General features: G+C 33.9%; 14 protein-coding genes. 9 read left to right on the top strand and 5 right to left on the bottom strand.

The window, feature by feature from the left end:
- From J8H85_RS16420 to J8H85_RS16380, 9 genes are all read left to right on the top strand, one after another.
- Nucleotides 1–1,485, top strand: a complete 1,485-nt coding sequence (locus tag J8H85_RS16420) for an arylsulfatase (RefSeq protein ID WP_209656433.1) — start codon at nucleotides 1–3, stop codon at nucleotides 1,483–1,485.
- A 21-nt stretch (nucleotides 1,486–1,506) separates the two neighbouring features.
- The gene (locus J8H85_RS16415; protein WP_209656432.1) at nucleotides 1,507–3,360 is read left to right on the top strand and encodes an alpha-L-fucosidase; all 1,854 of its coding nucleotides are present in this window, start codon (nucleotides 1,507–1,509) and stop codon (nucleotides 3,358–3,360) included.
- 16 nt (nucleotides 3,361–3,376) lie between these two features.
- Nucleotides 3,377–4,837 (top strand): sulfatase family protein, encoded by a 1,461-nt coding sequence (locus tag J8H85_RS16410; protein WP_209656431.1) that lies wholly within the window; start codon nucleotides 3,377–3,379, stop codon nucleotides 4,835–4,837.
- A 159-nt stretch (nucleotides 4,838–4,996) separates the two neighbouring features.
- The gene (locus tag J8H85_RS16405) at nucleotides 4,997–6,478 is read left to right on the top strand and encodes an alpha-L-fucosidase (RefSeq protein WP_209656429.1); all 1,482 of its coding nucleotides are present in this window, start codon (nucleotides 4,997–4,999) and stop codon (nucleotides 6,476–6,478) included.
- Nucleotides 6,479–6,534: 56 nt separating this feature from the next.
- Nucleotides 6,535–7,674, top strand: a complete 1,140-nt coding sequence (locus J8H85_RS16400; RefSeq protein ID WP_209656427.1) for an alpha/beta hydrolase fold domain-containing protein — start codon at nucleotides 6,535–6,537, stop codon at nucleotides 7,672–7,674.
- 68 nt (nucleotides 7,675–7,742) lie between these two features.
- Nucleotides 7,743–9,281, top strand: coding sequence for a sulfatase family protein (locus tag J8H85_RS16395; protein ID WP_209656425.1), 1,539 nt, complete (start codon nucleotides 7,743–7,745; stop codon nucleotides 9,279–9,281).
- A 12-nt stretch (nucleotides 9,282–9,293) separates the two neighbouring features.
- Complete coding sequence (locus J8H85_RS16390; RefSeq protein WP_209656422.1) at nucleotides 9,294–9,566, top strand: sulfatase-like hydrolase/transferase; 273 nt, start codon at nucleotides 9,294–9,296, stop codon at nucleotides 9,564–9,566.
- Between the two features lie 547 nt (nucleotides 9,567–10,113).
- The gene (locus J8H85_RS16385; RefSeq protein ID WP_209656420.1) at nucleotides 10,114–14,820 is read left to right on the top strand and encodes a glycoside hydrolase family 2 protein; all 4,707 of its coding nucleotides are present in this window, start codon (nucleotides 10,114–10,116) and stop codon (nucleotides 14,818–14,820) included.
- A 56-nt stretch (nucleotides 14,821–14,876) separates the two neighbouring features.
- Nucleotides 14,877–16,436, top strand: a complete 1,560-nt coding sequence (locus tag J8H85_RS16380) for a sulfatase family protein (RefSeq protein WP_209656418.1) — start codon at nucleotides 14,877–14,879, stop codon at nucleotides 16,434–16,436.
- 437 nt (nucleotides 16,437–16,873) lie between these two features.
- Here the strand turns inward: J8H85_RS16380 and J8H85_RS16375 are convergent, their stop codons facing one another.
- The 5 genes from J8H85_RS16375 to J8H85_RS16355 all read right to left on the bottom strand — a co-directional run bounded on the left by J8H85_RS16375 (nucleotide 16,874) and on the right by J8H85_RS16355 (nucleotide 25,706).
- The gene (locus J8H85_RS16375) at nucleotides 16,874–19,069 is read right to left on the bottom strand and encodes a T9SS type A sorting domain-containing protein (RefSeq protein WP_209656416.1); all 2,196 of its coding nucleotides are present in this window, start codon (nucleotides 19,067–19,069) and stop codon (nucleotides 16,874–16,876) included.
- A 141-nt stretch (nucleotides 19,070–19,210) separates the two neighbouring features.
- Nucleotides 19,211–19,558 carry a hypothetical protein gene (locus tag J8H85_RS16370; protein ID WP_209656414.1) on the bottom strand — a complete coding sequence of 116 codons (348 nt, stop codon included), beginning with the start codon at nucleotides 19,556–19,558 and terminating at the stop codon, nucleotides 19,211–19,213.
- Nucleotides 19,559–19,774: 216 nt separating this feature from the next.
- The gene (locus J8H85_RS16365) at nucleotides 19,775–21,991 is read right to left on the bottom strand and encodes a galactose-binding domain-containing protein (RefSeq protein WP_209656412.1); all 2,217 of its coding nucleotides are present in this window, start codon (nucleotides 21,989–21,991) and stop codon (nucleotides 19,775–19,777) included.
- Between the two features lie 171 nt (nucleotides 21,992–22,162).
- A complete protein-coding gene (locus tag J8H85_RS16360; RefSeq protein ID WP_209656410.1) occupies nucleotides 22,163–24,793 on the bottom strand; it encodes a T9SS type A sorting domain-containing protein in 2,631 nt (876 codons plus the stop codon).
- Between the two features lie 139 nt (nucleotides 24,794–24,932).
- Nucleotides 24,933–25,706 carry a T9SS type A sorting domain-containing protein gene (locus J8H85_RS16355; protein WP_209656408.1) on the bottom strand — a complete coding sequence of 258 codons (774 nt, stop codon included), beginning with the start codon at nucleotides 25,704–25,706 and terminating at the stop codon, nucleotides 24,933–24,935.
- Nucleotides 25,707–26,299 lie beyond the last annotated feature (593 nt).

Raw genomic sequence — 26,299 nt, 5'->3', positions numbered from 1 at the left:
ATGAATATGATCTTAAAAATCAATATAACTTTAATACTTGCTTTGTTTTTTACCCATATTTCGGGAGCGCAAATACCTTCAAAAGGCCTTAAAAATAGTCGTCCAAACATCATATTTGTAATGACGGACGACCAAGGTATGGGCGATTTGTCTTGCATGGGTAACCAAGTGGTAAAAACACCAAATATTGATGCTTTTTACGAAAAATCAACTCGTTTTACAGAATACCATGTAAGTCCCACTTGTGCCCCTACAAGAGCGGCATTAATGAGTGGTGTTCACGAATTTAGAGTAGGCGTGACGCACACGGTTTTAGAGCGGGAAAGAATGGCTTTAGATGTGTATACTTTTCCTGAAGCTTTACAATCTTCTGGCTATCAAACAGGATTATTTGGAAAGTGGCATTTAGGAGATGGAGACGAATACTTGCCTCAGAACAGAGGGTTTAACGAGGTGCTCATGCATGGTGCAGGTGGCATTGGTCAAGTAGGTTTAGGTGATTTTCCACCCAATAGAGAAAACGTTTATTTTGACAATGTATTACTACACAATCAAACCATTGTACAAACGAAAGGTTTTTGCACCGACGTGTTTTTTGATGCAGCATTGGCTTGGACAAAAAAACAAATTGATGCAAATAAAACCTATTTCACATACATTACTTTAAATGCACCTCATGCGCCTTTAGTAGCTCCAGAAGCTTATAAAAAACGCTTTTTAGAATTGGGTTATGATGAAGGGACTGCAGGACGATATGGCATGATTGAAAATATAGACGACAATTTTGGCGTACTCATGCAGAAGCTTAAAGAGTGGAACGCTTTAGAAAATACCTTGGTTATTTTTACAACCGACAATGGAGCTACGCATTTAGGTGGCACTTTAAATGGAAAACGCGTAAAACATTTTAATGCAAATCTTAAAGGTGGAAAAAATTCCCCTTACGAAGGAGGTAATCACGTACCTTTTTTTTGGTATTGGAAAGGTGTTTTGGGTGAGGGTATAGACCGTAACGAGTTAACTGCTCAGGTTGATGTGTATAAAACCTTTGTAGAACTTGCAGGCGCCAAATTACCTGAAAAAACGCAATACTTAGAAGGGGTTTCTTTAGTGCCTTTGTTAGAGAATGAAGCAATTGTTTGGGAAGATCGTTTGTTCTTTACGCATTGCGGTCGTTGGGCTTCAGGCATGGTTAACGAGGCTAAATACCATAAAATGGCAGTAAGAAGTCAGCAATGGCGCTTTGTAAATAATATAGAATTATATGATGTGGCTAGTGATCCTGGGGAAACAAAGGACATTGCAGCAGAATATCCTGAAGTGGTTTCAAAATTCAAAAAACCATACACAGATTGGTGGAATAATTCCATTCCGTTTATGGTTAATGAAAACAGAAAAAAAGTTAAAAAGCAACCCCTGCATATACGCTATGAAAAACAATTATCAGAGCAAGGCATACCTTTTTGGAATCCAAAAAATATTTAGTAAAAAAAATCATAATTTAAAATGAGTAATAAAATAGTTTTACAAAGTTTAATAATAATGGTCTTTTTAGGGTTTTACAACTGTAAGCAGAAAGAAACATTAAAAGTAGAAAAAACTCAAACTTTCGACCAAACAAGAAATTGGGTAATTTTAAATAAAGCCGATGCTGTAAAAGATGGAAATACGTATACATGGCATGTTGAGATAAAGCATCCTGTAGACTACCTAGTACAAGTGGTTTTTGATGCTTTACCAACAAATTTAGCGCTTGTAAAAGTTAAGATTGATGATCAAGAATTGGTAGGTGATTTTCAACAAGATTACACCACTTATAATGATAAAATTGTTTCAGAATTCGATAAATCAATAAAAATTAGCGATGCTTCTAAACAGCATGTAATAACTATCCAAACAGAGGCAAATTTTGATCAATTAAGATTGGTACCTTCATATAAAACACCTGTAGGTACGGGAGTGCATCATCAAGAATGGTTGAAAATGCACGAATCTCCCGAAAAACAGGCCGCTTTAGCATGGTTTAAAGAAGCCAAGTTTGGTATGTTTATCCACTGGGGATTGTATTCGCAAGCAGGTGGCATTTGGAAAGAAACCAAAATTAATAATGCGCCTTTCCCAGGACCAAAAGTAGCAGAATGGCTCATGCATGCGTTTCAAATTCCAAGAGAAGAATATGCCGAACTCGCAAAAACTTTTAATCCAGATAAATCTTTTGCGCAGAATATCGCCAAATTAGCCAAACAATCAGGGATGAAATATGTGGTGATTACCTCTAAACATCACGACGGATTTGCCTTGTTCGATTCAAAATGTTCAACCTATGATATGGTTGATGCCACACCTTACAAAGCCGATGCTGTAAAAGAATTGTACGAGGCTTGTTTAAGCGAAGGTTTAGATTTTGGTGTGTATTATTCTCATGGAAACGATTGGAATGATGGGGGTGATGGAAACTATGCAAACGTTAAAAAAATAAACGATTCTTTGGGCATTTATACACACAGTTCGGGTAAAAACTTATGGGACCCTAGCCCGAATACTCATACAGCATATTACGAATCTAAAAGTTACCCTCAAATTCAAGAGCTTATCGCTTTACTACCAAAACTACGTTTAATTTGGTTTGATGGTGAAGGGTTTACTACCGAAGATCAATCTTTCAAATTTTACAAAATGGTTTACAACACCAATCCAAATATATTGGTAAATAGAAGAGTGGGGTGGGATTTTGGAGATTATTTAGATGCTGGAGATAATAAAATTCCATCGGCTAATGATAAATTAGATAAATACTGGGAAACCTGTGGAACGACTAATAACTCGTGGGGTTATAAAGAATATGACCAAGATTGGAAAAGCACAAAAGAGCTTTTATACTATTTTGTAGATATTATGTCTAAAGGCGGAAACTACCTATTAAATATTGGTCCCGACGGAAAAGGGCATGTTCCAGAGGCTAGTTCAAAAAGCCTTCTAGAAATGGGCGAGTGGATTGCTGTAAATGGTGATGCTGTTTATGGAACATCGCGTTGGATAATTGCCAATGAAGGTGAAGAAGAAACGCTTTTAGAAGGTACAGGACACAGAGCGGCAAAAGGATTCAAACGTAATTTTACAACTAATGATTTTTGGTTTACAACTAAAGCGAATGCGGTTTATGCCATTTCATTAGCGCCATCATCTCATACGGTTTTAATTCGTTCTTTAAATAAATCTGCCGGCGACATTCAGGAAGTTAGTATTTTAAATGGTCATCCAATTCAAAATTGGTCACAAACTGAAGAAGGATTATTAATTCAATTAAAAACAGCTATAACTGCTAAAAATGGTTTTGTAGTTAAAGCAACGATTAAATAAAATAAGAGAAATAATTATGAAAAAGTATACCCTTTTAATTTTTTTAACTACCGTTTTTTTTAATGGTTATAGTCAGCACAAACAAAAGCAAAACACAAAAAAGCCTAATGTTGTGGTTATATTTATAGACGATGAAGGCTATGGTGATATTGGCTGTTATGGCGCAACAGGTTTTCAAACGCCCAATATAGATTATATTGCAAGCCAAGGTATGCGGTTTACAAATTATTATGCCGCCCAACCTGTATGTAGTGCGTCACGCGCGGGTATTTTAACAGGTTGCTACCCTAATAGAATTGGGTTTTCGGGTGCTTTATTTCCAAAAGACACCATTGGAATGAATGCATCAGAATTAACCATTGCCGAAATGTTTAAAGCCCAAGGTTATGCTACTGCCTGCTACGGGAAGTGGCATTTAGGATGGCAAAAAGAGTTCCTGCCATTGCAACATGGTTTTGATGAGTTTGTAGGTTTACCTTATTCTAATGATATGTGGCCATATGATAATGTTACAGGTGAAAAGTTGCCAAAAGGTAAAGGTCGTGGAAATTATCCAGAGCTGCCTTTAATAGTTGGAAATGAAATTTCTGAAACAATTTCATCTTTAAAAGATCAGGATAAACTAACTACACTTTATACCGAAAAAGCAGTAGATTTTATTAACAGAAACAAAGACACGCCTTTCTTTTTATACGTTCCGCATACCATGGGACATGTACCTCTTGGTGTATCTAAAAAGTTTAGAGGCAAAAGTGAACTAGGTCTATATGGTGATGTTATGATGGAAATAGACTGGTCTGTAGGTGAAATAAATGAAGCCTTAAAACAAAATAATCTAGTAGATAATACCATTTTTATTTTTACAACCGATAATGGTCCTTGGCTAAGTTATGGTAATCATGCTGGTTCATCAGGAGGGTTAAGGTCTGGGAAATTTACTAGTTGGGAGGGCGGACAACGTGTGCCGTTTATCATCCGTTGGCCAGGAAATACACCCAAAGGAACAGTTTGTAATAAATTAGCTTGTGCGGTTGATCTATTACCCACTTTTGCTTCAATCACTAATGGCAAATTATCTGACAATAAGATTGATGGTGTTGATATCACATTACTTTGGAAAGGTGATTTTGAATCCAACCCGCGTGAAACCATTCTTTATTATTTTGGAAAGAATAATCTAAATGGTGTACGAAAAGGGAATTGGAAATTGGTTTTACCACATACATATGGTTCATATAACACACAACCAGGTAATGACGGGCATCGTGGAATAAAGTTGAATATAACTGTGGAAAAACCAGAACTGTATAATATGATGAGAGACCCTGGTGAGCGATTTAATGTTATTGAATCGTACCCAGAAAAAGTGCAGGAACTCATGGAAGTTGTGGAAAAATACAGAAAAGAACTTGGTGATTTAAATGTTGGGATTGCTGAAGGAAGTGAAAATAGAAAAATAGGGAAAATTGAGATGTAATAATGATGCCTGCTTTAGTAAAAATTAACGAGCTAGTTTACTTTTTAGGGTATCAAAACTAGTAATTAAATGGTTGAATAGAGAAAAAAGAGTAGGCTAAATTCTTATACTTTTGGTAATTAACCAACTTGAATTTCATTCAATAATTTAATTAGACTAATGTTAAAAGTAATAAAACAGAATATAATTTTAGGCTTACTGCTTGTTATGTGCTCCTTTTTTAAAGTAATGGGACAAGCAGATAAATTAGCCGAAGATCCTTTTGCTGTTAATACACATAAAACTAGATTTTCAGAAGTTAAGCCTTGGGAAGGTAAAACTCCCGAGGAACTTCGAGCATGGGCTAAAAAAAACTTACATCATAAATTAACAGCTAAAAGAGTTATAATTGATGAGGAACACCCAGAATGGGCATGGTTTAGAAAATCTGGCTTAGGGATTTTTTTACATTGGGGCTTACCAAGTGCCAATCCCGATACAGGGGATGCTTGGGCGATTCAATGGAGTGAAACTAAAGAAAAGGCAGGTCGCTATATGGAACCTGCCACTAAAATGTTTGCTATTGCCGATATGTGGAATCCTGAAAAGTTTAATCCAAACAAATGGATGAAAGCGGCATCAAAAGCAGGTTTTGGTTATGCGGTATTAACCACAAGGCACCATGACGGCTATGCGTTATGGCCAAGTAAATATGGAGATTGGGATACAGGCGATAAAATGAACGGACGAGATTTAGTAAAAGATTATGTAGAAGCCTGTAGAGCAAACAATATAAAAGTAGGTTTTTATTATTCGGGTCCAAATTGGCATTATGCCTATGAAAACAAAGAGTTTGAACATCCAAAAAGTGAAAAATATACGATTAATTATAAGCATGAAAAGGTAGATAACATACCCAAATTGACTCAAGAAATGATAAAAAATGAGCGTGAGGAGTCGATAAATCAAGTCAAAGAATTAATGAGTAATTATGGTCCTATTGATGTGATGTGGTGGGATGGAAGTGTTGCTGTAGAAGGCAGTGAATTAAAAAAAATGCAACCAAACATATTAGTTGCTAGAGGGAATATTGCTACACCAGAAGGATTGGGACATGGCACAAGCGAAAGTCTAAAAGTAGTAAACGAAGCGAATTGGTGGTGGGAATTGTGTGTAAAATCTGAAAACACGTTTACTCCAAATTGGCATTATGGTATAGAATGCGAAACAAACCATTGGGATACCAATAAATTTCTTACAGAACTCGTGCGATGTAGAGCGCTTGGTGGTAATTTATTAGTTAACGTACCCCCTAAAGGAAATGGTGAAATGATGGATTGGTTTTATGAAGTTTGTGCCGAAATGGAGACTTGGATGCAACATTCACGTGAGGCTATTTATGATGTGCAATTAACTGCGCCACTGCCAACTTTAGATAAAACCAATAATTTTACAACAGTAAAAGGAAATAATTATTATGTAATGCCCGATGCACAAAATCGAATAGAAATACATAATGTAGAGCAACCAAAATCGGTGGTTTTATTAAGAACAAAACAAAAAATAGATTTTGGTTATGATAAAAAATCAAAAACAATTACGGTTGTTGTTCCTGTAGAAATAACCACTTCATTGCCAGATATGGTGAAGTTTACATTTTAATAATTAGCTCATAGGTTTTCCATTTATTTAAATAAACAGTATTAATAAGCGTAACAATGAAACCAAATCAAACTAGATTGAATATACTAATAGCAGCCATGATTTTTATGGCGCCATTTTTTAAAACTAATGCACAATCCGACGACCAATCAAACGGGGCATACCGTAAAATTTATATACAAGAGTCTTGGGCAAAATTAGATACCAATAATGATGGTGTATTTACCGAAAAAGAAAACGAACTCAGCTGGAAAAAAATAAAACGGTTTGATAGCAATCAAGACAATCAGGTTAGTTTTGAAGAGTATTCAAATAAAATACAAATCCCTAACCTAGAAACAGACGGAAAAAGAAAATTAAATGTGCTGTATAAAGTCACAAAAGAAAAGGACTTATACTTAGATATTTATTATCCTAAAAACGCAAAGGAAGGCGATAAATTACCAGTAGTTATTTATACGCATGGTGGTGGTTGGGCAGCAGGAAGCAGACATGGTGCTTCTAATGCATCTTTTAAAACGGTACATACTGCGCTTTTAGATAAAGGGTTTTGCGTGGTGTCTGTTAGTTACCGTCTTTGGGAAAAAGATGGTACCACTTCAATGCGCGATTGTGTAATTGATTGTAAAGACGCCCTACGATATTTGTCTAAAAACAATCAGGAATTAAGCATCGATAAGAACCGCTTTTATGCTTTTGGCGATTCGGCAGGAGGGCAAATTGCTCAAATGTTGTTGTTAAGTTCGCCTGAAAGTTTAGAAGGTGATGGATCACTAAAAAACTACGATTACAAAATGGTTGCAGGAGTATCTTGGTATGGGCCTTGTGATTTTGAAAAATCTAGTTTATTTAATCACGATGATAGACCAGACTTTAGAGACCGATTCGGACCAAGAATTTTAATGCCAGATACCAAAGAAAAAGATAAATTGGCTTTATACAGAGAAATGAGTCCGATTAATTATTTAACCAAAACGAGCCCGCCCTTATTGATGATACAAGGCGATAGTGATACAACAATTCCTGTAAAACACGCCTATTACATGGAAGAAAAGGCTGAAAAAATTGGTGCTCCTGTAAGTATTATTATTGTTAAAAACGCGGGGCATAATTGGAGAAAAGTAGGCGCCGATATCAATCCTACACGAGGAGAAATAGAGCAATCAACCATTGCATATTTTGTTTCTAATTTTTAATACAATTAATATTTTAAAAAAAAATTATGGGTGTATTTACAAAGAGTGCAATCTGCGTAATTGTCTTAATGTTTAACCTGATAAACATAAAAAACAATGCCATTGCACAATCTCCAAAACCAAATATCATCTATATTTTAGCAGATGATTTAGGTATTGGCGACTTAACAATCTATAATGAAAACGGTAAAATCCCTACACCGCATTTAGATAAAATGGGTGCCGAAGGCATGAAATTCACCGATGCTCATACCTCATCTGCCGTTTGTACACCTACCAGATACGGTATTTTAACTGGGCGTTATAATTGGCGTACCCCTTTAAAAGAATTTGTAACCTGGGGAAATTCACCCATACTTATAAAGGAAGACAGATTAACAGTAGCTAAGTTACTTCAAGATCATGGCTACCAAACAGCAAGTATTGGTAAATGGCATCTTGGCTTGAATTGGACCATGAAAAATAACAGTCCAGATTATCCTTATTTTTCAGATAGAACAGATAAAGTCGACATAAATCAAATTGATTTTAGTGAACCTTTAAAATCAGGCGTTTTAAATTTAGGATTCGATTATACTTATATGATTCCTGCTTCTTTAAATATGCCACCTTTTGTGTATTTAGAGAATGATAAAGCTACCATGATTCCAACCCAAAAAACGGAAAGAAAAAGAAGCGAATATCCTTTTTCTAGTTGGATAAAAGGAGATGTTTCTGATGATTTTGTACACGAACAAGTGCTTCCAACATTTGTAGATAAAACGATTTCTTATATTGAAGAAAATGCAAACAAAGAAAAGCCGTTTTTTATATACTTACCATTGCCTTCACCGCATAGTCCCGTATTGCCAATTGCGCCTTGGAAAGGAAAAAGTGGTGTTAATGAGTATGCCGATTTTGTAATGATGGTAGACGAATTAATGGGTGATATCTTTAAAACACTGAAAGAACAGGGTATAGAAGAAAACACTTTGGTTGTTTTTACAAGTGATAATGGATGCTCAAGCACAGCAAACATTCCATTATTAAAGAAAAAAGGCCACAACCCCAGTTATATTTATAGTGGATTAAAAGGCAGTTATTTAGAAGGAGGACATCGCGTACCATTTCTAGTTAAATGGCCTGAAAAAATTAAACCAAATACGGTATGCAATGCCACAGTGTGTACTACAGATTTTATGGCTACCATTGCCGATCTGATCGATTATAAATTAAAAGACAACGAAGGTGAAGATAGCTATAGTATGCTACCTCTGTTAACCCAAAACGGAGCTTACAAAAGAGAAGCAACCATACATCATGATAAACTCGGGGTATTTGCCATTAGAAAAGGCGATTGGAAATTAATCGTGTCTCCGAACTCAGGAGTTGATGCCGCAGGAAAACCAGCCAAACAAAAAAAAACACTACCTGAATATATCTTATACAATTTAAAAACCGATGTTAAAGAACATCACAATATTGCAGCCAAACATCCTGATAAGGTTAGGGCGTTAAAAGATTTACTTATACAGCAAATTAAAGAGGGCAGAAGTACTCCAGGAGCCATTCAAAATAACGACCCTATTTCTTCACCTTGGCCACAAGCTGAATTTGCTTTTCATTAAATCAATACAGATATGACCATTACATTTAAACACATTTTAAGTGCTTGCTTTTTACTTCTTGTTTTTACAAGTAGTGCACAATCTAAAAGGCCTAACATATTATTTATTTTTTCAGACGACCAAAGTTTTGAAACCACGGGTATTATAGGTCTAGATCATTTAAAAACACCAAATCTAGATAGGTTAGCTAATCAAGGGGTTACTTTTACCCATAGTTACAATATGGGAGCCGTATGTGTTTCCAGTTATATCTTCAACATATCAAGGAGTAAGTGCAGCCATTAATTAAAAAAAGAATCTAAAATGGGGAAATGAAATATTCTTATAAAATTTATTTACAGATTAGGGCTATCCGCCTCAAGAAGTAGTTAGGTCTAAACAATACAAATACATTCGCTCTTTTAGTAAAGAAAATGATCGAAAAATCTTGTCAGAGCAATCTAAAATATGCTGATATAGCGTTTTTATGTAGAATTGTTTAAACTACTAAAAGCCCCAAAAGAACAAGATAACTTGCCAATAATCCTGATTACAAAGAACTTCTTCAATATTATGGAAACAGATGTGGAACTCTCGTAGAAGCACTTTGTTAAAAACAATATGGTAGATTGTAAATTGAAATTATTTCAAATTAATAACAAACGATACCCTTAATAAAAGTTATAATCACTGCATTTTACTAACTAAAAATGTAATTAGCTTATTTTAAATTCTTTAATTTTTTAACATGCTACTTGTCGCTCAATTAAAGCAAAAAATTGCTTGTTTACAGCAACATAAACGGTGTTATAATCTGCTAAGTTTGTAAACTAAGTTAAATATAATTAGTGAAATGAAAAAAATATTTTTGTTGCTTGCATTATATCTTATTTCAGTTTTTAGCATACATGCAAACTCTATTCTAAAGAAAGATAATAATCCATTACGTAAAGAAATTAATCTAAACGGACTGTGGGAAATAAAAGTAGGGAGTAGTAAAAACTTTGTAGATATTCAAGTCCCTTCATCATTTGCTGGTCAGAATCTATTATGGGGTAAAGAGCATTGGGATGTATGGGGGTATCCAAAAAATTGGAAAAATAAAGAAGCTGTTTATAAGCGTTCCATTTCAATTCCTAAAGATACCAAGGGACAACAAGTTCTTTTACGTTTTGAAGGCGTTAGACATACTGGTCGAATTGAAATAAATGGAAAAGAGGTAGGTAAGTGGGAAGATTCTTATATCCCATTTGAATTTGACATCACTAATTATGTTAACTATGGTAATGAAAACGAATTGTTAGTTTTCGTTGATAATAATAATACTAGCGGATTGTTTGAAGATTACAATACTTTCAGAAGAGGTATTTATCGTGATGTAACGTTAAAGTTTGTTCCAAAGACTCGAGTAGTAAGTTCTCAAGTCTATATACAAACTTCTGTTTTAAAAAACACATTAACTTATGAGGTTCCTTTATTGAACAACAGCAAAAAGAAACAAGACATTAAGTTGCGTTTTAAAGTTGAGAATTCTGAAGGAGACATTGTAAAAACATGGGATTATAAAGAGAAGATTTCGCTTTCACCTTCTGAAATGAAAAAAGTTAAAACTTCAGAAATATGGAATAATGCACACCTTTGGTCGATAGACGATCCTTATTTACATTTTATAACTACAGAGGTGTTAAATAATGACGGAATACTTATAGATAGTCATCGATTAAGATTTGGTTTCCGTGAAATTACTTGGCAAAAGCATCATTTATACTTAAATGGAAACGAGGTGTTTTTAAGAGGGCATGGCGGTCATTCATTTGGAGATCTTCAAGGCGGAAAAGAATATACTCGAGCATGGCTTACCCAGCTAAAGGATCAAGGTGTAGAAGCTATGAGACTTCATAACATGCCTCGTCATTTAGAAATTTATGATGCTGCAGATGAAATGGGATTTTTGTTAATTTCTGAAGCTGCTCACCATTTTAGATTACCCTCTAAAGAGAAAGCTATGTCACACATGGAAGGTTTAATTATGTGGTTAAGAAATCGTCCTTCCATAATGATGTGGAGTGTCGCCAACGAATTGCATTGGAGAAATTTTGAAGAACCGGTTTATTTAATTGAGTTAAGTCGAAAATTAGATCCAACGAGACCTGCATTTAACAGTGATTTTTCCCAATGGAGTAGGCATGGAGATGTGATTTCACATCATTATGCTGCAGAAAAAATTTGGACTGATTGGGAAGAATTTGGTCCTGAAAAAGTAATGATTTGGGACGAAATTGGTAGTGTGTGGCAACATGATAGACCTTTAAAAACGGGACCAGCAGGTGCTGAAATAAGCGCTCAAGACGTTGCGACAGGTATCTGGAGAGATGGTTGGGAAATGATGCGAAATGACATCCAGGTTTTTGCAGACGGAAAAATGGTGAATGGCGAATTCTACAGGGTAAATGCTTACTTTCCTTGGGAATTGAGTTATAACTTTTTTCGCTTTCAACCGATTAATAATTTTCAAAGATATTATCCTAAATATGCAAAAAAAGAAGGGGTATCGGGTCTTCAACCTTTGTTTATAAACCCAGGTGCAACCCCTATAAATATTTGGGATCCAACATTACCTACATATATAGCAAACCCTGCTTTTTATTGTTTTAATGACTTTTTAGCTCGTGTACGTTTTCCAGACGATCCAAAATATAGAACTTATTTCTCTGAAGAAACGATTATATTCGATGGTCGACTATTTTTTGAAGACCATCGTCCTGCAGACAAAGTAGAATTTAGAGTAGAAACACCAGAAGGTAAAGTGTTAACGTCTTCTTCTAAAGATATTTCATTAATAGCGGGTGAATATAAAAAAGAGTTTCATTCTCAGTGGACACTTCCTAAAGTAGATGATGTTACAGAAGTAAGATTGGTAAGACAATTTTCAAATAAAGGTAACATAGGATATAGAAAAATTACTGAAGCTAAAATATTCCCTAATATTAAATCAATCGATTTAATATCAAAAAAAGTTGCCGTCATTGGTAAAACACTGCAAGAAATACTTGGTGGTTCTGGTGTACCTGTTTCAAAAGCAAATATTATTGTTGCAGAATCTTATGATGCTTCTTGGGACAAATATGTCGCAAAAGGTACACGTGTATTAATTCAATCTACCCAAGAAAAGTTAAATTCACAGAATAAGATAGGTCAGGCCGTGATCACTATTAGGGGTAAATCGGAAAATTTTAAAGGTAGCGTGGAAAATTTAAAACTTGCAAAACTTCAAACAATGAATTTTGGTGCACAAGAAAATGTGAAATCAATTATGAATGGTAAGAGTTTTACAATTGAGAATCCAGCTCCTGGAACATGGTTGACTTTTGATTTTCCTGGAATGATAGATTTTTCGCAGACTTCAAAAATCCAATTAGATTATGGTTTGTGGGAAAACCCAGGAAAAGATGGGTATGAAACTCAATGGACTAACAATGGAGGAGCATCATTTTATGAGAAAAAGTTTAAAATCTTAGTTTCTGATACTTCGGGAGGATGGTTTGTTAGTGATGGAGATAACGGAACCTTAACTATGGAAAGAAAAGACCCGTTTGCTTTTAATGATTTACTTAAACTAGATTGTTCAACCTTTTCCTGGAAACCAGTAAAATTTGAAAACGGAAAAATTGTAGAGAACAACGGTGATGTAAAAGTAAACTTAACAGGAATAGTTGCTGTTGGTGTTTTATTTACAGAAACCAACCCTAAAAGTAGAGTACAAATAAAATCTTTAGATATTAGAGGTGGTGCATTACCTAGTGCTTATGTACAGCCAGGTAGTAATAAACATGTCTTATTAGAAAACTTAGGACAAGAAGACTTTTCTTTTTGGAGAGGTGGTAGTTCATTACAATCTATATCTTTCCCAGAATCTTTAAATACAAGAAGAATCTTATTCGGAAATAAAGATGGATCAAAAGCCGCACTTCAAGAAACTTTTATTGGAAAAGGTGTTCTTTTAGAAAGTGCTTTAAATATTCAAAATAATAAGGAACCTATGGCAGGATTTCTTTTAAATAGAATGTTAAATTATTTAGATGCCTATAAGCCAAGTAAAGACTTAGGAAAGGTTCATCTAATAGGTAATGGATTTTTGAGTAATTGGTTGAAAAAAATGGATATTGATGAAGTATCTAATTTATCTATAACCTCAAAAACAGACATCATTGTTGTAGAAGCAAATGATGCTATAGAATTATCAAAAAACAAAAAAGACCTAAGTAAACATCTTGAATCTGGTGGAACTATTTTGTTTTCACAAGTAAGCCCAGAGTCAATTGAGTTAATCCGTGAAATTACAGGTAGATCTTTACAATTAACGGAGCCTTATTTTGAACAACGTTTTAAATGTATTAAAGCTCCTGTTTCTTGGCAAAGAATTGGAACACCAAAAGAATATGTTGATTATTATGAAGGTGTATTGGTTCCTTATCCATTTGAGCCAAATTTAAACCCGCTTCTATCTGGTATTGCTAATATTGATTTAGATTGGAACTCAAAAGAAATGTTTAAATACGGTATTGAAATAAAAGATATGAACCCAGTTTATGCGGTTGAAGATCATCAGATTTTAATAAGTAACTGGCATATTGGATCTGAACCTACCAACCATTTATATGGTGAACAACTTAATGGAGTTCGTGATTTACGTCAAAACAGTTGGTTTGTAAATAGAGACCCTGTAGTAATGGAGTTAAAAGCAAAAGGTGGTCGTGTATTAGTATCTCAATTAGATTTAAAAGCTGGTGGAGAAAAATCACATCGTATTTTACAAACATTAATGACAAATTTAGGTGTTTCTTTTAACGGAGCTTTACCAATCTCTACTGATAAGGTATATGATTTGTCTTTACAGAAAGCGCAAATTGAGCGTTTCAAGGTGTATGACAAACAAATAGCACCTGTAAAAAGAGAATATTATGGAATCCCTAAGGTTATGCCAGATTATCTTGAGGGTACAAAAATAGCACCAGATGCATCAGATTTAGAGTTGCCAACATTAGTATTTGTAGGAGACCCAGTAACGCTTAGTTTAAATTACGCTACCATGCAAACGCTTGAAGGGGTTGTAAAAACTTTAAGTCCTATTAATTTAGATAAAAGTAAGAATGCTGTTAAAACTATTTCTGAGAGCATTGGTAAAAATAAAATTGACAGAGTTGTGTTTTCTATAGGAGAAAATAATTTGGATTCAAATATTACGGATCAGGAGTTTTTACAATACTTAGAGGATGTTTGGAAAGTTTTAAACAAGAAATCGAATAAAATTTATTGGACTCCTATTCCATCAGAATTTGGTAAAAATAAAAAGAAAGCGCTTGTTGCAAAAAGACTTAACGCCATTGCAGAAAAGTACTTTGAAAAGAAAGACGTATATGTTATTCCTTTTGTATATAAAGATGTTAGTAGTTTACCTGCTGGATATTTCTCTGGTAACACACAAGAATTTTCTACAAAAGAAGCTCGTATAATTGCTAAAGGATTGGCAGATGCCATTATCTCTTTTGGAGCACAGTAAGTAATAAAGTATATAACAATAAATCAAAATTAATTATGTTAAAAAATAATTTGCTGATGATGATCATCATATTACAATGCATTTTTATGCAAAGTAATGTGTATTCTCAAGATAAAAAACCTAATATCATTTACATTTTAGCAGATGATTTAGGTATTGGTGATTTAACAATTTATAATGAAAACGGTAAAATTCCTACGCCACATTTGGATAAAATGGGAACTGAAGGTATGAGATTTACAGATGCACATACTACTTCTTCTATTTGTACTCCTTCACGTTATAGTATCTTAACAGGTAGATATAACTGGAGAACCCCTTTAAAAGAGTTTATCGTTTTGGGAAATGCCCCTACATTAATTAGAAAAGACCGATTAACTGTAGCTAAATTGTTGCAAGAAAACGGTTATCAAACGGCAAATATTGGTAAATGGCATCTTGGATTAAATTGGTCTATGAAAAATAATAGTCCAGAATTTGAACATATAACAGATAGGAGGAGAGATAGATTGGACTTCAATCAGATAGACTATAGTAAACCTTTAAAATTCGGAATTTTAGATTTAGGATTTGATTATTCCTACGCTATTTCCACTTCTTTAAACATGCCTCCTTATGTATATTTAGAGAATGACAAAGCCACCCAAATCCCCACAAAAATAACAGAAAGAAGCAGAAAAGAGTTTCCTTTTACTGCTTGGATGAAAGGAGATATAGCGGATGATTTTAAACACGACCAAGTACTACCCACTTTTGTAAACAAAGCAGTTTCTTATATTAAAGAAAAGGCAAATGATGAAAAACCATTTTTTCTTTATTTGCCATTACCAGCCCCACATAGTCCAGTATTACCAATTGATCCATGGAAAGGGAAAAGCGGTATCAACGAATATGCAGATTTTGTGATGATGGTAGATGATTTGATGGGAGATATTTTTAAAACCCTTAAGAGTCAAGGAATAGAGGAAAACACTATGATAATTTTTACTAGTGATAATGGATGTGCAGCATCAACAGCCAATATTGGTATATTAAAAAAGAAAAATCATAATCCTAGTTATATTTATAGTGGCTCTAAAGGGAGTTATTTGGAGGGAGGACACAGAGTTCCTTTTTTAGTAAAATTGCCGGGGAAAATACAGCCTAATTCAGTTTGTGATACAACTATTTGTACTTCCGATTTTATGGCTACTATTGCAGATTTATTAAACTATCAATTAAAAGATAACGAAGCTGAAGACAGTTATAGTATGATGCCTTTATTAACACAAAAAGGAACCTATAATCGAAAAGCTACCATTCATCATGATAAATATGGAATTTTTGCTATTAGAAAAGGAGATTGGAAACTAATTGTTTCTCCAAACTCAGGAATTGCACCTGGAGGAAATCAAAATAAACTTACAAAACCGCTTCCAGAATATATCTTATACAATTTAAAAACAGATGTAAAAGAAAGTAACAATGTAGCAAAACAATACCCTGATAAAGTTAAGGAGTTAAAAGAATTGTTAACTCAAATAATAAAAGATGGGAGAAGCACACCTGGTAAAATCCAACAAAATGATCCTATAAGCCATGCTTGGCCTCAAGCGGAATTTGCGAATCTAAAATAAATAGAGGTTCGTTAAGAATTTTTAAATTAAAAAATAAAGGGAGCCCTAAAAAATATCATTTTAGAGCTCTCTTTTTCCTTTGAAAACTCCCTATTGATTTGTGCGGTTGACAAAGTAGAAGTAGCTTGCAATGCCATGCGAGAAGAAATAAATAAATCGTAAAAAGAGAATCCATTAATAAATTATTGCAGGAGGACCTATACAAGTTGTGGGTGAAGGTATACATCAAGCTAATAAATAAAAAAGTCAATATAAGCTCTTTTTCCAACATTAAACTCATCTTGATATTTTCTTGATCTAAAAAATGTATAGAATCAACCTATAATTCATTTTTTTTATTAACCTTAGCGATGCTATGATTTTTAAAAAGCGTCTTTTTTATATAAGTATTATTACATTTTCAGTTAAAGAAAAAAAATCAAGATGAGTTTTAAAAGTTATTCCTTTATTAATTTCACTACTGTTATTTGATTTACAGTTTTAGCTTTAGCTAAATACAGGCCAGGGGACAAGTCGCTTATATTATAATTAGTTGTTTGGCCTTTTAATGTTTTTACTAAGACTCCTGCCATATTAAAAATTTCTATTTGCTCAATATCTTCATTAAAATCTCCTACAAGAGAAAAACCATGTTGAACAGGATTAGGGCTCACCTTAAAGGTTTTGTTTTTTTTAATATGGGTGTTGGTTGATAATCCCTGTTGGTTTGTATAATAAAAATTATAAAACCTAGCTGCCGTAACAGTTGTTGCACTGCCTTGGTCTAAATCGTTAACTTCTATGGAAACTTTAATAGGGGTATTACTAAAATTAACAGCATTAGTAAAATCAAGGCGATATTCATCATATATACCTACAGAATTTATCAATATGTCCGTATTTGTGTTTACCACATTATAAACTTGTGGAGATAAACCTTCAACAGTAACGGTAACAGTTGCTTGTGTACCGACAATGGTTCTAAAATCAAAAGCTATATGCCCTGTTTTATTGCCTGAATCACTTTGCACATAAAATTCTAATTTGCCACTAATATTATCTAATACTGTATTAGTTCCTCTTAGTTGTGTGTACGTTGTATTAGTAGAAAATACACCTAGCAAACCAGGAGTAATCGTAGGGTTTAGTGTTTCATTTAAAGCAAATCTCTGATCTCCTTCATCTGAAGTTACTATAACTTGAGCGGTAATTGCATTAAGTTCTTCTACAACAGTTAAAGTTCTAGAAACATTTACTGCTGCATTATACTCAGAATTACCAGCTTGTGAGTGGGTTATTGTTGTAGTTCCAATACCTACAATATGAATTTGATTGTTTATAATTGTAGCAACAGATGTATCTGAGCTAGTCGTGGTAACCGGTAATCCAGAACTTGCTAAAGCTCCGGTTGGAATGTCAGAGTCACCAAGCTCTTTGTCTGGAAGTTGATCAGCAAAGATAAGTTGATAACGATTATTTGCTGATTCTCCAACTAAAAGTGCACCTTCTGGTCTTGAATAAGGAACGTAATCGGGCATTGGAGACATTTGCAATCTCGAATCTATTTCTTTCATAATACTCATTTCCTCTGGCGTAATTTTACCATCGGTTTGTGTATTTCCCCAGGTTATGGCGCAGTTACCATCTGTTAACGTACGTACAAATCTGTAGGCTTGCTCTACTTCAAACAACAATGGAAAACTGCTATTTGTCCAATTTTGTCTCATTGGTATCCAAGCATGCTTAACAAGGTCTGTATCGGGATTGAAATAAGTTGATACAGCAATTATTTCTGGAAATGTAAATTCTTCGTAAGCCCATGAGTTAGGTGGTGCACCCTGTGCTAAAGGTGTTGGATGCCCCGAAGTAAATTCTAAGTAGGGTGAGAAGGTATTGAAGCTTTTTATTCTATATTTTCTCAGATCTGTATCATTTAATCCATCTGTATCAACTTGTATAATAGTACCATCAGGATATTCAAAATAGTCATCATAATCTGTTACATTTTCTTCAACACCGTTACCGGTAATACTCAAGGTAGGATCTACATCTTTTAACATGGCTATAAAATTTACGATTCCTCCTGGACAACTTCCTGTATGATCTAACCAGTAACCATCTGCCAATCCTTTAAATCGTTCTGCAAAACCTCTAGCTAAATTTCGCCAAGCGGCTCCTTCATCTCCACCAAACTTGGTGTTATAGTAGTTAGCCCAAGCAGCTTCATATGTAGCGTTGTCAGGTGTGCCTCCTCGTGCCGAAGGACCATCTGTTGCAATGTAAAGAATTACTTTTTTTCCTCCATTTTTTAAGACGTTTATAACATCTAAAATAATTTGTTCATTTTCAAGTGAAGGTACAAAATCAGGATGAATTTCGTTGGCAATATCTACATTAGCATTAGTTCTTAAGGTAAAATGATAACCATGGGCAGGATGTGTAAAATTAGTAATTACATGACCAGCTGATGGCAGTTCATCTACAATTTCCTGTGCACCTGTAACCCAGTCATCATCAGCTGCATTATTATCCAATTTGGAACCACCACTTACAATTAATCGAACACCCCATGAACCTTGCAATGATTCTTGTGCGATAGATTTGTTGGTTAGTAACATCGAAATAAAAAGAATGGCAAGTAATATTTTTTTCATAATTAATAAATTAATTTTTGACGAAAAACAAACAAAAACAGTTAACCATAATCAATTATTTTTCTCTGTATTTTAACTTTTAATGATAGTTTTTATTTTTCTTGATTTTGGCAAATTACTTTCTAACCAAGTACTAACTTTTTAGTTTTTCATTGTAGCCATTATTTCTCTAGCTCTAGCTTTACCAAAAGCTTTAAACATCGATTCATTAAACTTTTCGTTGTTCTCTTTTATTTTTTGTTTAAACATTTCAGGATCTTTCGTTTTGTACTCATCTGCAATTTCAAAATGTTTAAACAGTGATTCCTTTTTCAAAGCTTCAAAAGTTTTTTTCTCTTCTTCTTTTAAAGTTAATGATGCTTCTATTTTTGTTAAAGCTTGTTGTGTAATTCTTTCTGCACGTCGATCGTTATTAGATTGTGCCATAGTAGCAATACTAACTAATAATCCTAATACTAATGTGAATAAACTTTTTTTCATTTTTTTCATTTTAAATTAATTTTTAGTTCAAGTTGACTTTCAACTTTGTCTATAATAATGTTGCTTCAAAAGTATTTAAACTTTGGTTTTACTAATTTCTGTAATCTATCATTTTATTGCTTTTTTCATTCATTTATTCCTTTAACCGTTTATTATAAATGTTTAGTACAGTATATTTCTGAACTATTGAAACTATTTGTACTAAAGCATATTAGCTGCCTTTGGCTATAACTTTATTAATCGATTAATAGCGGTTTTTCCTTGGGTATCTATTGTTTTTGCAAAGTATATTCCCGGCTTTAAATTAGTGATGATATACTCGTGTTGTGGGGTGTCAAAGTTTTTAACTAATTTTCCTGAGACGTCGTATATATTAATGTTATGAATATTTTTTTTATTTATTTTGAAAGAGGTTTTTACGGGGTTAGGAAAGAAATTTATGTTCTTTTCTGGTGAGGTAACCGACAGTTTTAATGCTTCAAAAACCTGTACTTCTGCTAAGGATAATGTTGAGCCTGTGTTATTACGAACTTTTATTATTTTACCTTGAACACCGTTTGCATTAGAGGTTACTGAAGGATCTGGATAAGCATCAAAAGTTTCAGAATAGGTTAATTGCCCATCGGCATCATAAACTAAAACAGTAAAATTTGAAAGACGCTCTAAACAACAACTGTCTGTGCGACCAAAAATATTGATAATCCCAATAGCATATTCAGCATCTAATTCTACCTGCCAATACGTTTCTGGATCAGATCCTGTATGTGTTACGGATCCTTCAGAAAATGCTCCATTTGTATTGCCATCTATGGCTCTAGTGGCTTCGGCATCGTGTAGGGTAGAGGACTGCGTTGCAACTCCATCTAGGGCGAGATTAGTTGCGGTGATAGGAGAATCTGTAGTTTGAACCCATATTTTGTTGAGGTATGGAGCTGTTAGAATAACTTTAGCATTGTCTAAAATTAAATCATCAAGTAGCGAGAAAGAAGGGTTAGATGACATATCCTTATCAAACGCATATCCTAAAAGTCGCACATATTCTATTGGGCTTTCATGAAGTTTATATACAAATCTATTTTGGTAGGTTTCATATTCAGGATCACCTTCATTATAAGGGTTTTCCAAAGGTTGAGTTGTTACATTGTAATACGGGTCTGGGGAAATGTATGTTTTTCCGGTTGCTGTATTTTTCATAAGAAAAATAGGTAGCATATCCTTTGTGAAACTTGTGTTTAAGTAAATTGTTTTTGAGAGTCCACCGTCCGAATCGGAAGCTGATATTGTTGTTTTTGGTGTTTCATCGGCATTAGGCTCAATAAAACCATAATCGCTATATGGTGCTAATAGATTCCCTTTTTCTTGAACAAAATCTCTTGTTCCATTTATATAGTAGGTTCTGTAATAGAACGTTTCGCCGCGTTTTATGTCTAATTGAGCAATAACGGTAAATAAAGTATAATCTCTTGGGTTTGTATCGCCACCAACTTGACCAAGTCTGAAAAACACATTTCGTAAACCATGATTGGTCAACTCGGCTGTTTTAAGTTTGTTTCCAAATACAATTCCCATCGAAGCTGCTGTGCTATTAGTAGTGTTTTCAGACCATATCACATAACCACCGGTTTCATCAATATCTCTAGTATCAACAGTAGTTCCTGTGTTTCCATCCGAAATTTCAATACTTCCGTCGGGTAAGCCTACAAATTTACCGCGTAAACTGGAAGCGCGAACACCTCCCCAAGGTGCATTGATGTGAACCATAGGTTCATCTCCAAAATTTTGAATGAAATAAGTAACTTCTAGCACACCTTCTCCAATTTCTCGATATTTAGTTGTGTATAAAATTTCAGATTTATACAAAGATGGTATATGTGCTTGAGCGCCCCAATTGGTAACAGCATACGATTTATCGAAAGCATCATAGTAAGAAGCCATTAATGGACTGTACCAGGTTTTCTCTATACCATCATTATTATAGGCTCCGGCGCCATGAATAAAATAAAATGCCGAAGTAAAATCTCTATTATTTAAAGTTGATACAGAAACAGGCTGCCAAACTTCATCATTCCATGTTGAGTGTTCTTTAGATTGAGGAGGAATACCTTCTCCATAGGCACTTTTAAAAGAATAAATTTGTCCGCCTTGACCAATTCTTAACTGCCATGAATTTTCTGGTGTAGATGCTTGGTGTTCAAGTTTTGCTAGATACACATGTTGTTCGTCTGCTTCTGTTGGGTCTAGCCAATAACTTCCAGAAGGCGAGTAGCTGGTTGTAAAATTTGTTGTACCATTTTGCTCCAGAATACTGTTATAATCTATAGAAGGAATGAATTTAAAAAAAGCATTATCCTGGGCATTTTCAGGATTCATTTCCAATACATTTTGTGCCACAAGGGGTATAGATAGCACTACAAACAAGGCGTTTAGAATTATTTTTTTCATTTGTTTAGCAGTTGTATGTGATGTGATGTTGTTTTTTTTGTTATCAGTTAATTTGAATCTATACTTTAGAATTGGTATTAAAGGGAAAAGTGTAAATTAACATGCATTTATAATAAAACAGTTTCTCTTATCTATCATTGTTTTGCTCTAATACACTGTGACTTAAATAGATTATTTTTTTATAAAACGATAAACTTGAGTAGGCTTATTTTTTAGGTTAACTTTTAAAAAGTATAGCCCATTTTTTAAGTTGATTACGTTAAAGTTATCGGTGTTTTTAAAAGAATGGACTTTTTGTCCTAACTGGTTTAGTATTTCTGCCTCTTCTACGACCTTATTAATTCGTAAAGTTTTATTTACGGGATTTGGGTATAGCATTAGTCTTTCAGGAGACTTTAAAGAAACCTCGGTAGATAAGGTTGAATTTATATTTTCGTTTGCAGTTAAAGACTCAAAATAATAGGTTAAGTCTTCGTTTGTTAACTCCTTTCCGTCTTCATCAACAGGATATGTAAGACCTGAAGCTACCATAATTACGAGCCTGTCATAATAATTTAAATCGGATGCGGTGAAGGTAAACTCTAAGGTTTCCCAAGCATTTGTTTGAGTAAAATATGCTTTTACAAATTTTTGATTCAAATTAGTTCCCCCTAATCTGTCTTGTAGATAGATGCTTACCGATCGGCTATCTTCATTAAGAATATTTATTTCTGAAATAGTTTCAGGTTTAATTAAAGCTTTTAGTTTAAAGGTGATGCTTTGGGTGTTGTTAATGATCCCATCTTCAAAATCATAGCGTATTTGGGCAAATTTCCAACTGTTCTCGGTGGTTTTAGTGAATTTTGTAGCCAACCCTGAAGCAGATCCACTATTTGTAACTCCGGCATCTAATGAAACATTATATGTTTTTGTATAGTTTCCGCCAACACTACTTGCGTAATTAATTTCTTCAACGGCGTTCTCTTTACCGTAATTCAACCAATCATAATATGGTTCTGGTGCTACATATTCAGGTTGGTTTATGGTTCCTCGCAAATCATCAAAATAATAAATGATACCTGTTGAAGTGGTGTCATCTGGAGCAAAAACCAAAATAACTTGATTAAAACCACCTTCCGATAGAATGTTAGAAGGCACAGTTTTGTTTGTGAAATCAAAGTTGTAATCTACCCATTGCGCACCAGAATTTAGAGTAATGTCTTCATATAAACTACTTGTTTTGTAATCTATTTCAGAATTAGATAAATACAGGCGTACTTTATTATTTGAAATAGAAGCTAAATCTGGGTTATTTATATATAATTTAATTTTTTGTTTGAAAATTGAAACATCAGTGATGTTCTTTGTTAAATTAAAAACAATTTTAGCATCTCCCGATGTTCTTTCAAACTTACCAACATGAGTACTTGGGTTTATGCCAGAGGTATTGGGATTGGTTGTGTTGTCTGTAAAAGTACCTCCTGAAGAATTATCAATTCGTGTATTAAATACAGCTGTTTCATAATTATACCATTCATAATCTCTAATAGCGTATTTAATAACCGAGCTGTACATTAATCCATCAGTGGTATTATTTACATTTACGTAGTAGGCTTGGGCATCTTCGGGAACTGTTGTAGTAATTAATCCTGAATTGCTTGATTTATTTAGGTTTGCAGTTTTTGTTAGCCATAAATATTTATCGTCTGTTTTTCCCCATTGCAAAGTGTCTTTAGTGTAAAACAAAAGTGCTTCATCAACTGGGCCATCAAAATTAAAACTATAGCTTATGTTTTTATCAGAATCTATTTGTTCTGAAGTAAATTCTAATGGTTTTACAGCATTAGGGGCTAAGCCCGTTACATAATCTGCAAAATCATAAATTTCTTCAGGTCTTCTTCCTGCTCCATGACCGTGACCCATTAGGTCTTGTATGCGTAGAAATTTCTCTGGGCTGTTGGATGTTTCATAGGTTTTTCCGAAAATATTCAAGGTAAACTGTAAATCTTTATTACCGTTTACAAATAACATAGGTGCCGAGTGTAAAGGCGTATATAATGAAGGTTCCCAGTTTTCAAGATAAAAATCTTGAGCCGATTTACTCATACTTGCAAACTGCTTAGAGTAAACAGGTGAGTCGTACAAAAATCCGCAGCCATAAACAGGAATTACAAAATCTAAACGTTCATCTATGCCAGCTATAACCGTATTAATTATACCTCCCCAAGAAATGCCGGTGATTCCAATATTATTTTTATCGACATGAGTGGTAAAGGCATCATTTCTAAGTAAACTGTTGGATAACATGGCATTTGCAATAGCATGATAAAACCATTGATCTTGTAACGGGCCATCGTTGTCTGAAAAAAACACGGGTTGACTTGGTCCTGCATATTGAAAAGCAGCTGAATCATCAGGGGTGGTACCTCTATTAGACATGGCAATTGCGATATAGCCTCTATTAACCCATTCTGCTACCCACTCAGTGTAAGCTCTACCGCCACCGCCGTGCACTAAAATTACAGCAGGAACTTTGTCGCCAGGAGAGAGTCCCGCAGGTTCCCCGTACCAAGCAAATATTTTTGTTTCGTTATTGCTATTTACGGCTTGCGTATAAGGTAGTCCTTGGTAGAATAAGCCACGAATAGTACCGTTAACAGAAACGGTGTTGTAGGCATCATAAGCTGTGGTGAACTCAAAACTAGGGGCGTTATAAACGCCGCTAGTTGTTAGAGCTTGTTTTATGTATGCTGGGCCGCTGGTTGCTTGTGAAAAACTTAGTAATGCTAAAAAAAATATGATAAGTGAGATTGGTTTATGCATAATTATTTATATAAAAAATATGCACAAGAATTTTTAAATCATGTGCATATAGGTTGTGAAATTATTATGTGCTTTCTTTTTTTTTTTTTTTTTTAATAATTTAGTATTACCTTGTTTAATTAAAGAGGTATTGTCATTTTTATTTTTTTATTAATTTCATCGTTTCAGAACCGGACAAAGTGTTAATAGTTATCAAATATAAACCTGATGCTAAATCACTAATATCATATTTAGTTGTAGGGGTTAGTGTTTTTAATAAACGCCCATTAACGCTATATACTTGCACGTTATTTATTTCTTTTGTACCTCTTATTTCGAAACTATTTGTTGTGGGATTTGGATAAAGGTTAAATGAGTTTTTAATAAAGTTATTTGTTGATAAGGTTGATTTATCAATAACAACGTTATAGAGTCTTGAATTTGTTATACCCGTTTGATTTCCTTGGTCTAAATCGGTAATATCAAAAGTAATTTTTAATGGTGTTGATGTAAAAGTTATGGTCTCAGTAAAATCTATAAAATACTGAGGCGTAAAAGCAGAGCTAGTACCATCAGCTGGCAAGCTAAAAGTTTGTGGTGTATAACCATCCACTGTAACTGTAATTTCAGCAACAGATCCATAAAGCTTCCTAAAGTCAAATGAGAGTTTTCCATCTATAGAGCCAGAAGCAGTAGCTATATCAAATGTTAATTTTCCCGAAAGATCATCTTTTATAGCTGCATCTCCTCTTAATTGATAGTATGCATTATTGGCACCTATACTAAAAACACCAGTTACTGCAGTAGCTTGTATTCCAGGAATTTCTGGGGATTTAAACTGTTCAACATTATTATCGGTTGTAATAATAGCTTGTGCTGAAATAAAGAAAGTGGTAAATAAAAATAGTTTTGTTAAAAGTAATTTTTGTCTCATGATATTATGTTTTTATAAATGAATAATGACGAAATTACTCTAACGGCTATAAGTATAATTGCTGTAATCTATCATTTTATTGCTTAAGCCAACCATTTTTAAGTATTTACCTTGGTTTGTATATATTAAGATGGAATATGGTGTAGGATTACTTTTTTTTAAACTAGTAATAGAAATTGTTATGTTTTTTTTATAAAAAAATACGCGTTAACAAAACAGAAGTTAACGCGCAACTAAACTAACCTACATTATCTATTTAGATGTGTATGGCACACCAACCGTTAGAAATAAAAACGGTAATCAATTAAAACACTTTTTTATTAACTTACTACCTCTTAAAAGCGGAAGCTTTAAACACTTCTTCACCACGATCTTCTCCTAGGTATTCTATTAAGCCTTCTTTTACTTTTTAGCGGTTTTCTCTTATGTTTTTTCTGAATTTTTCAGGGTCTTTTTTTTTTTTTTTGAAGTGTCCCGTCCTGCAATAGCGATACACTCAAACCTTAGTGTAATGAAAACACCAGAAAACAGTGGGTATGTAAAGCGTACTCAAAAAGATTATTCGATTTCTTTTAAGCTTCAGGTTGTTCAAG

Origin of the sequence: Mariniflexile gromovii, assembly GCF_017814435.1 — a bacterium.
Classification (GTDB): domain Bacteria; phylum Bacteroidota; class Bacteroidia; order Flavobacteriales; family Flavobacteriaceae; genus Mariniflexile; species Mariniflexile gromovii.
Note: the sequence above shows the minus strand (reverse complement) of the source record. Positions and strands in the feature narration are given on the sequence as shown.

What these genes read in the sequence shown, in the direction of transcription:
- J8H85_RS16420 (WP_209656433.1), top strand. Translation starts at nt 1, where the DNA reads ATGAATATGATCTTAAAAATCAATATAACTTTAATACTTGCTTTGTTT.
- J8H85_RS16415 (WP_209656432.1), top strand. Translation starts at nt 1,507, where the DNA reads ATGAGTAATAAAATAGTTTTACAAAGTTTAATAATAATGGTCTTTTTA.
- J8H85_RS16410 (WP_209656431.1), top strand. Translation starts at nt 3,377, where the DNA reads ATGAAAAAGTATACCCTTTTAATTTTTTTAACTACCGTTTTTTTTAAT.
- J8H85_RS16405 (WP_209656429.1), top strand. Translation starts at nt 4,997, where the DNA reads ATGTTAAAAGTAATAAAACAGAATATAATTTTAGGCTTACTGCTTGTT.
- J8H85_RS16400 (WP_209656427.1), top strand. Translation starts at nt 6,535, where the DNA reads ATGAAACCAAATCAAACTAGATTGAATATACTAATAGCAGCCATGATT.
- J8H85_RS16395 (WP_209656425.1), top strand. Translation starts at nt 7,743, where the DNA reads ATGTTTAACCTGATAAACATAAAAAACAATGCCATTGCACAATCTCCA.
- J8H85_RS16390 (WP_209656422.1), top strand. Translation starts at nt 9,294, where the DNA reads ATGACCATTACATTTAAACACATTTTAAGTGCTTGCTTTTTACTTCTT.
- J8H85_RS16385 (WP_209656420.1), top strand. Translation starts at nt 10,114, where the DNA reads ATGAAAAAAATATTTTTGTTGCTTGCATTATATCTTATTTCAGTTTTT.
- J8H85_RS16380 (WP_209656418.1), top strand. Translation starts at nt 14,877, where the DNA reads ATGATGATCATCATATTACAATGCATTTTTATGCAAAGTAATGTGTAT.
- J8H85_RS16375 (WP_209656416.1), bottom strand. Translation starts at nt 19,069, where the DNA reads ATGAAAAAAATATTACTTGCCATTCTTTTTATTTCGATGTTACTAACC.
- J8H85_RS16370 (WP_209656414.1), bottom strand. Translation starts at nt 19,558, where the DNA reads ATGAAAAAAATGAAAAAAAGTTTATTCACATTAGTATTAGGATTATTA.
- J8H85_RS16365 (WP_209656412.1), bottom strand. Translation starts at nt 21,991, where the DNA reads ATGAAAAAAATAATTCTAAACGCCTTGTTTGTAGTGCTATCTATACCC.
- J8H85_RS16360 (WP_209656410.1), bottom strand. Translation starts at nt 24,793, where the DNA reads ATGCATAAACCAATCTCACTTATCATATTTTTTTTAGCATTACTAAGT.
- J8H85_RS16355 (WP_209656408.1), bottom strand. Translation starts at nt 25,706, where the DNA reads ATGAGACAAAAATTACTTTTAACAAAACTATTTTTATTTACCACTTTC.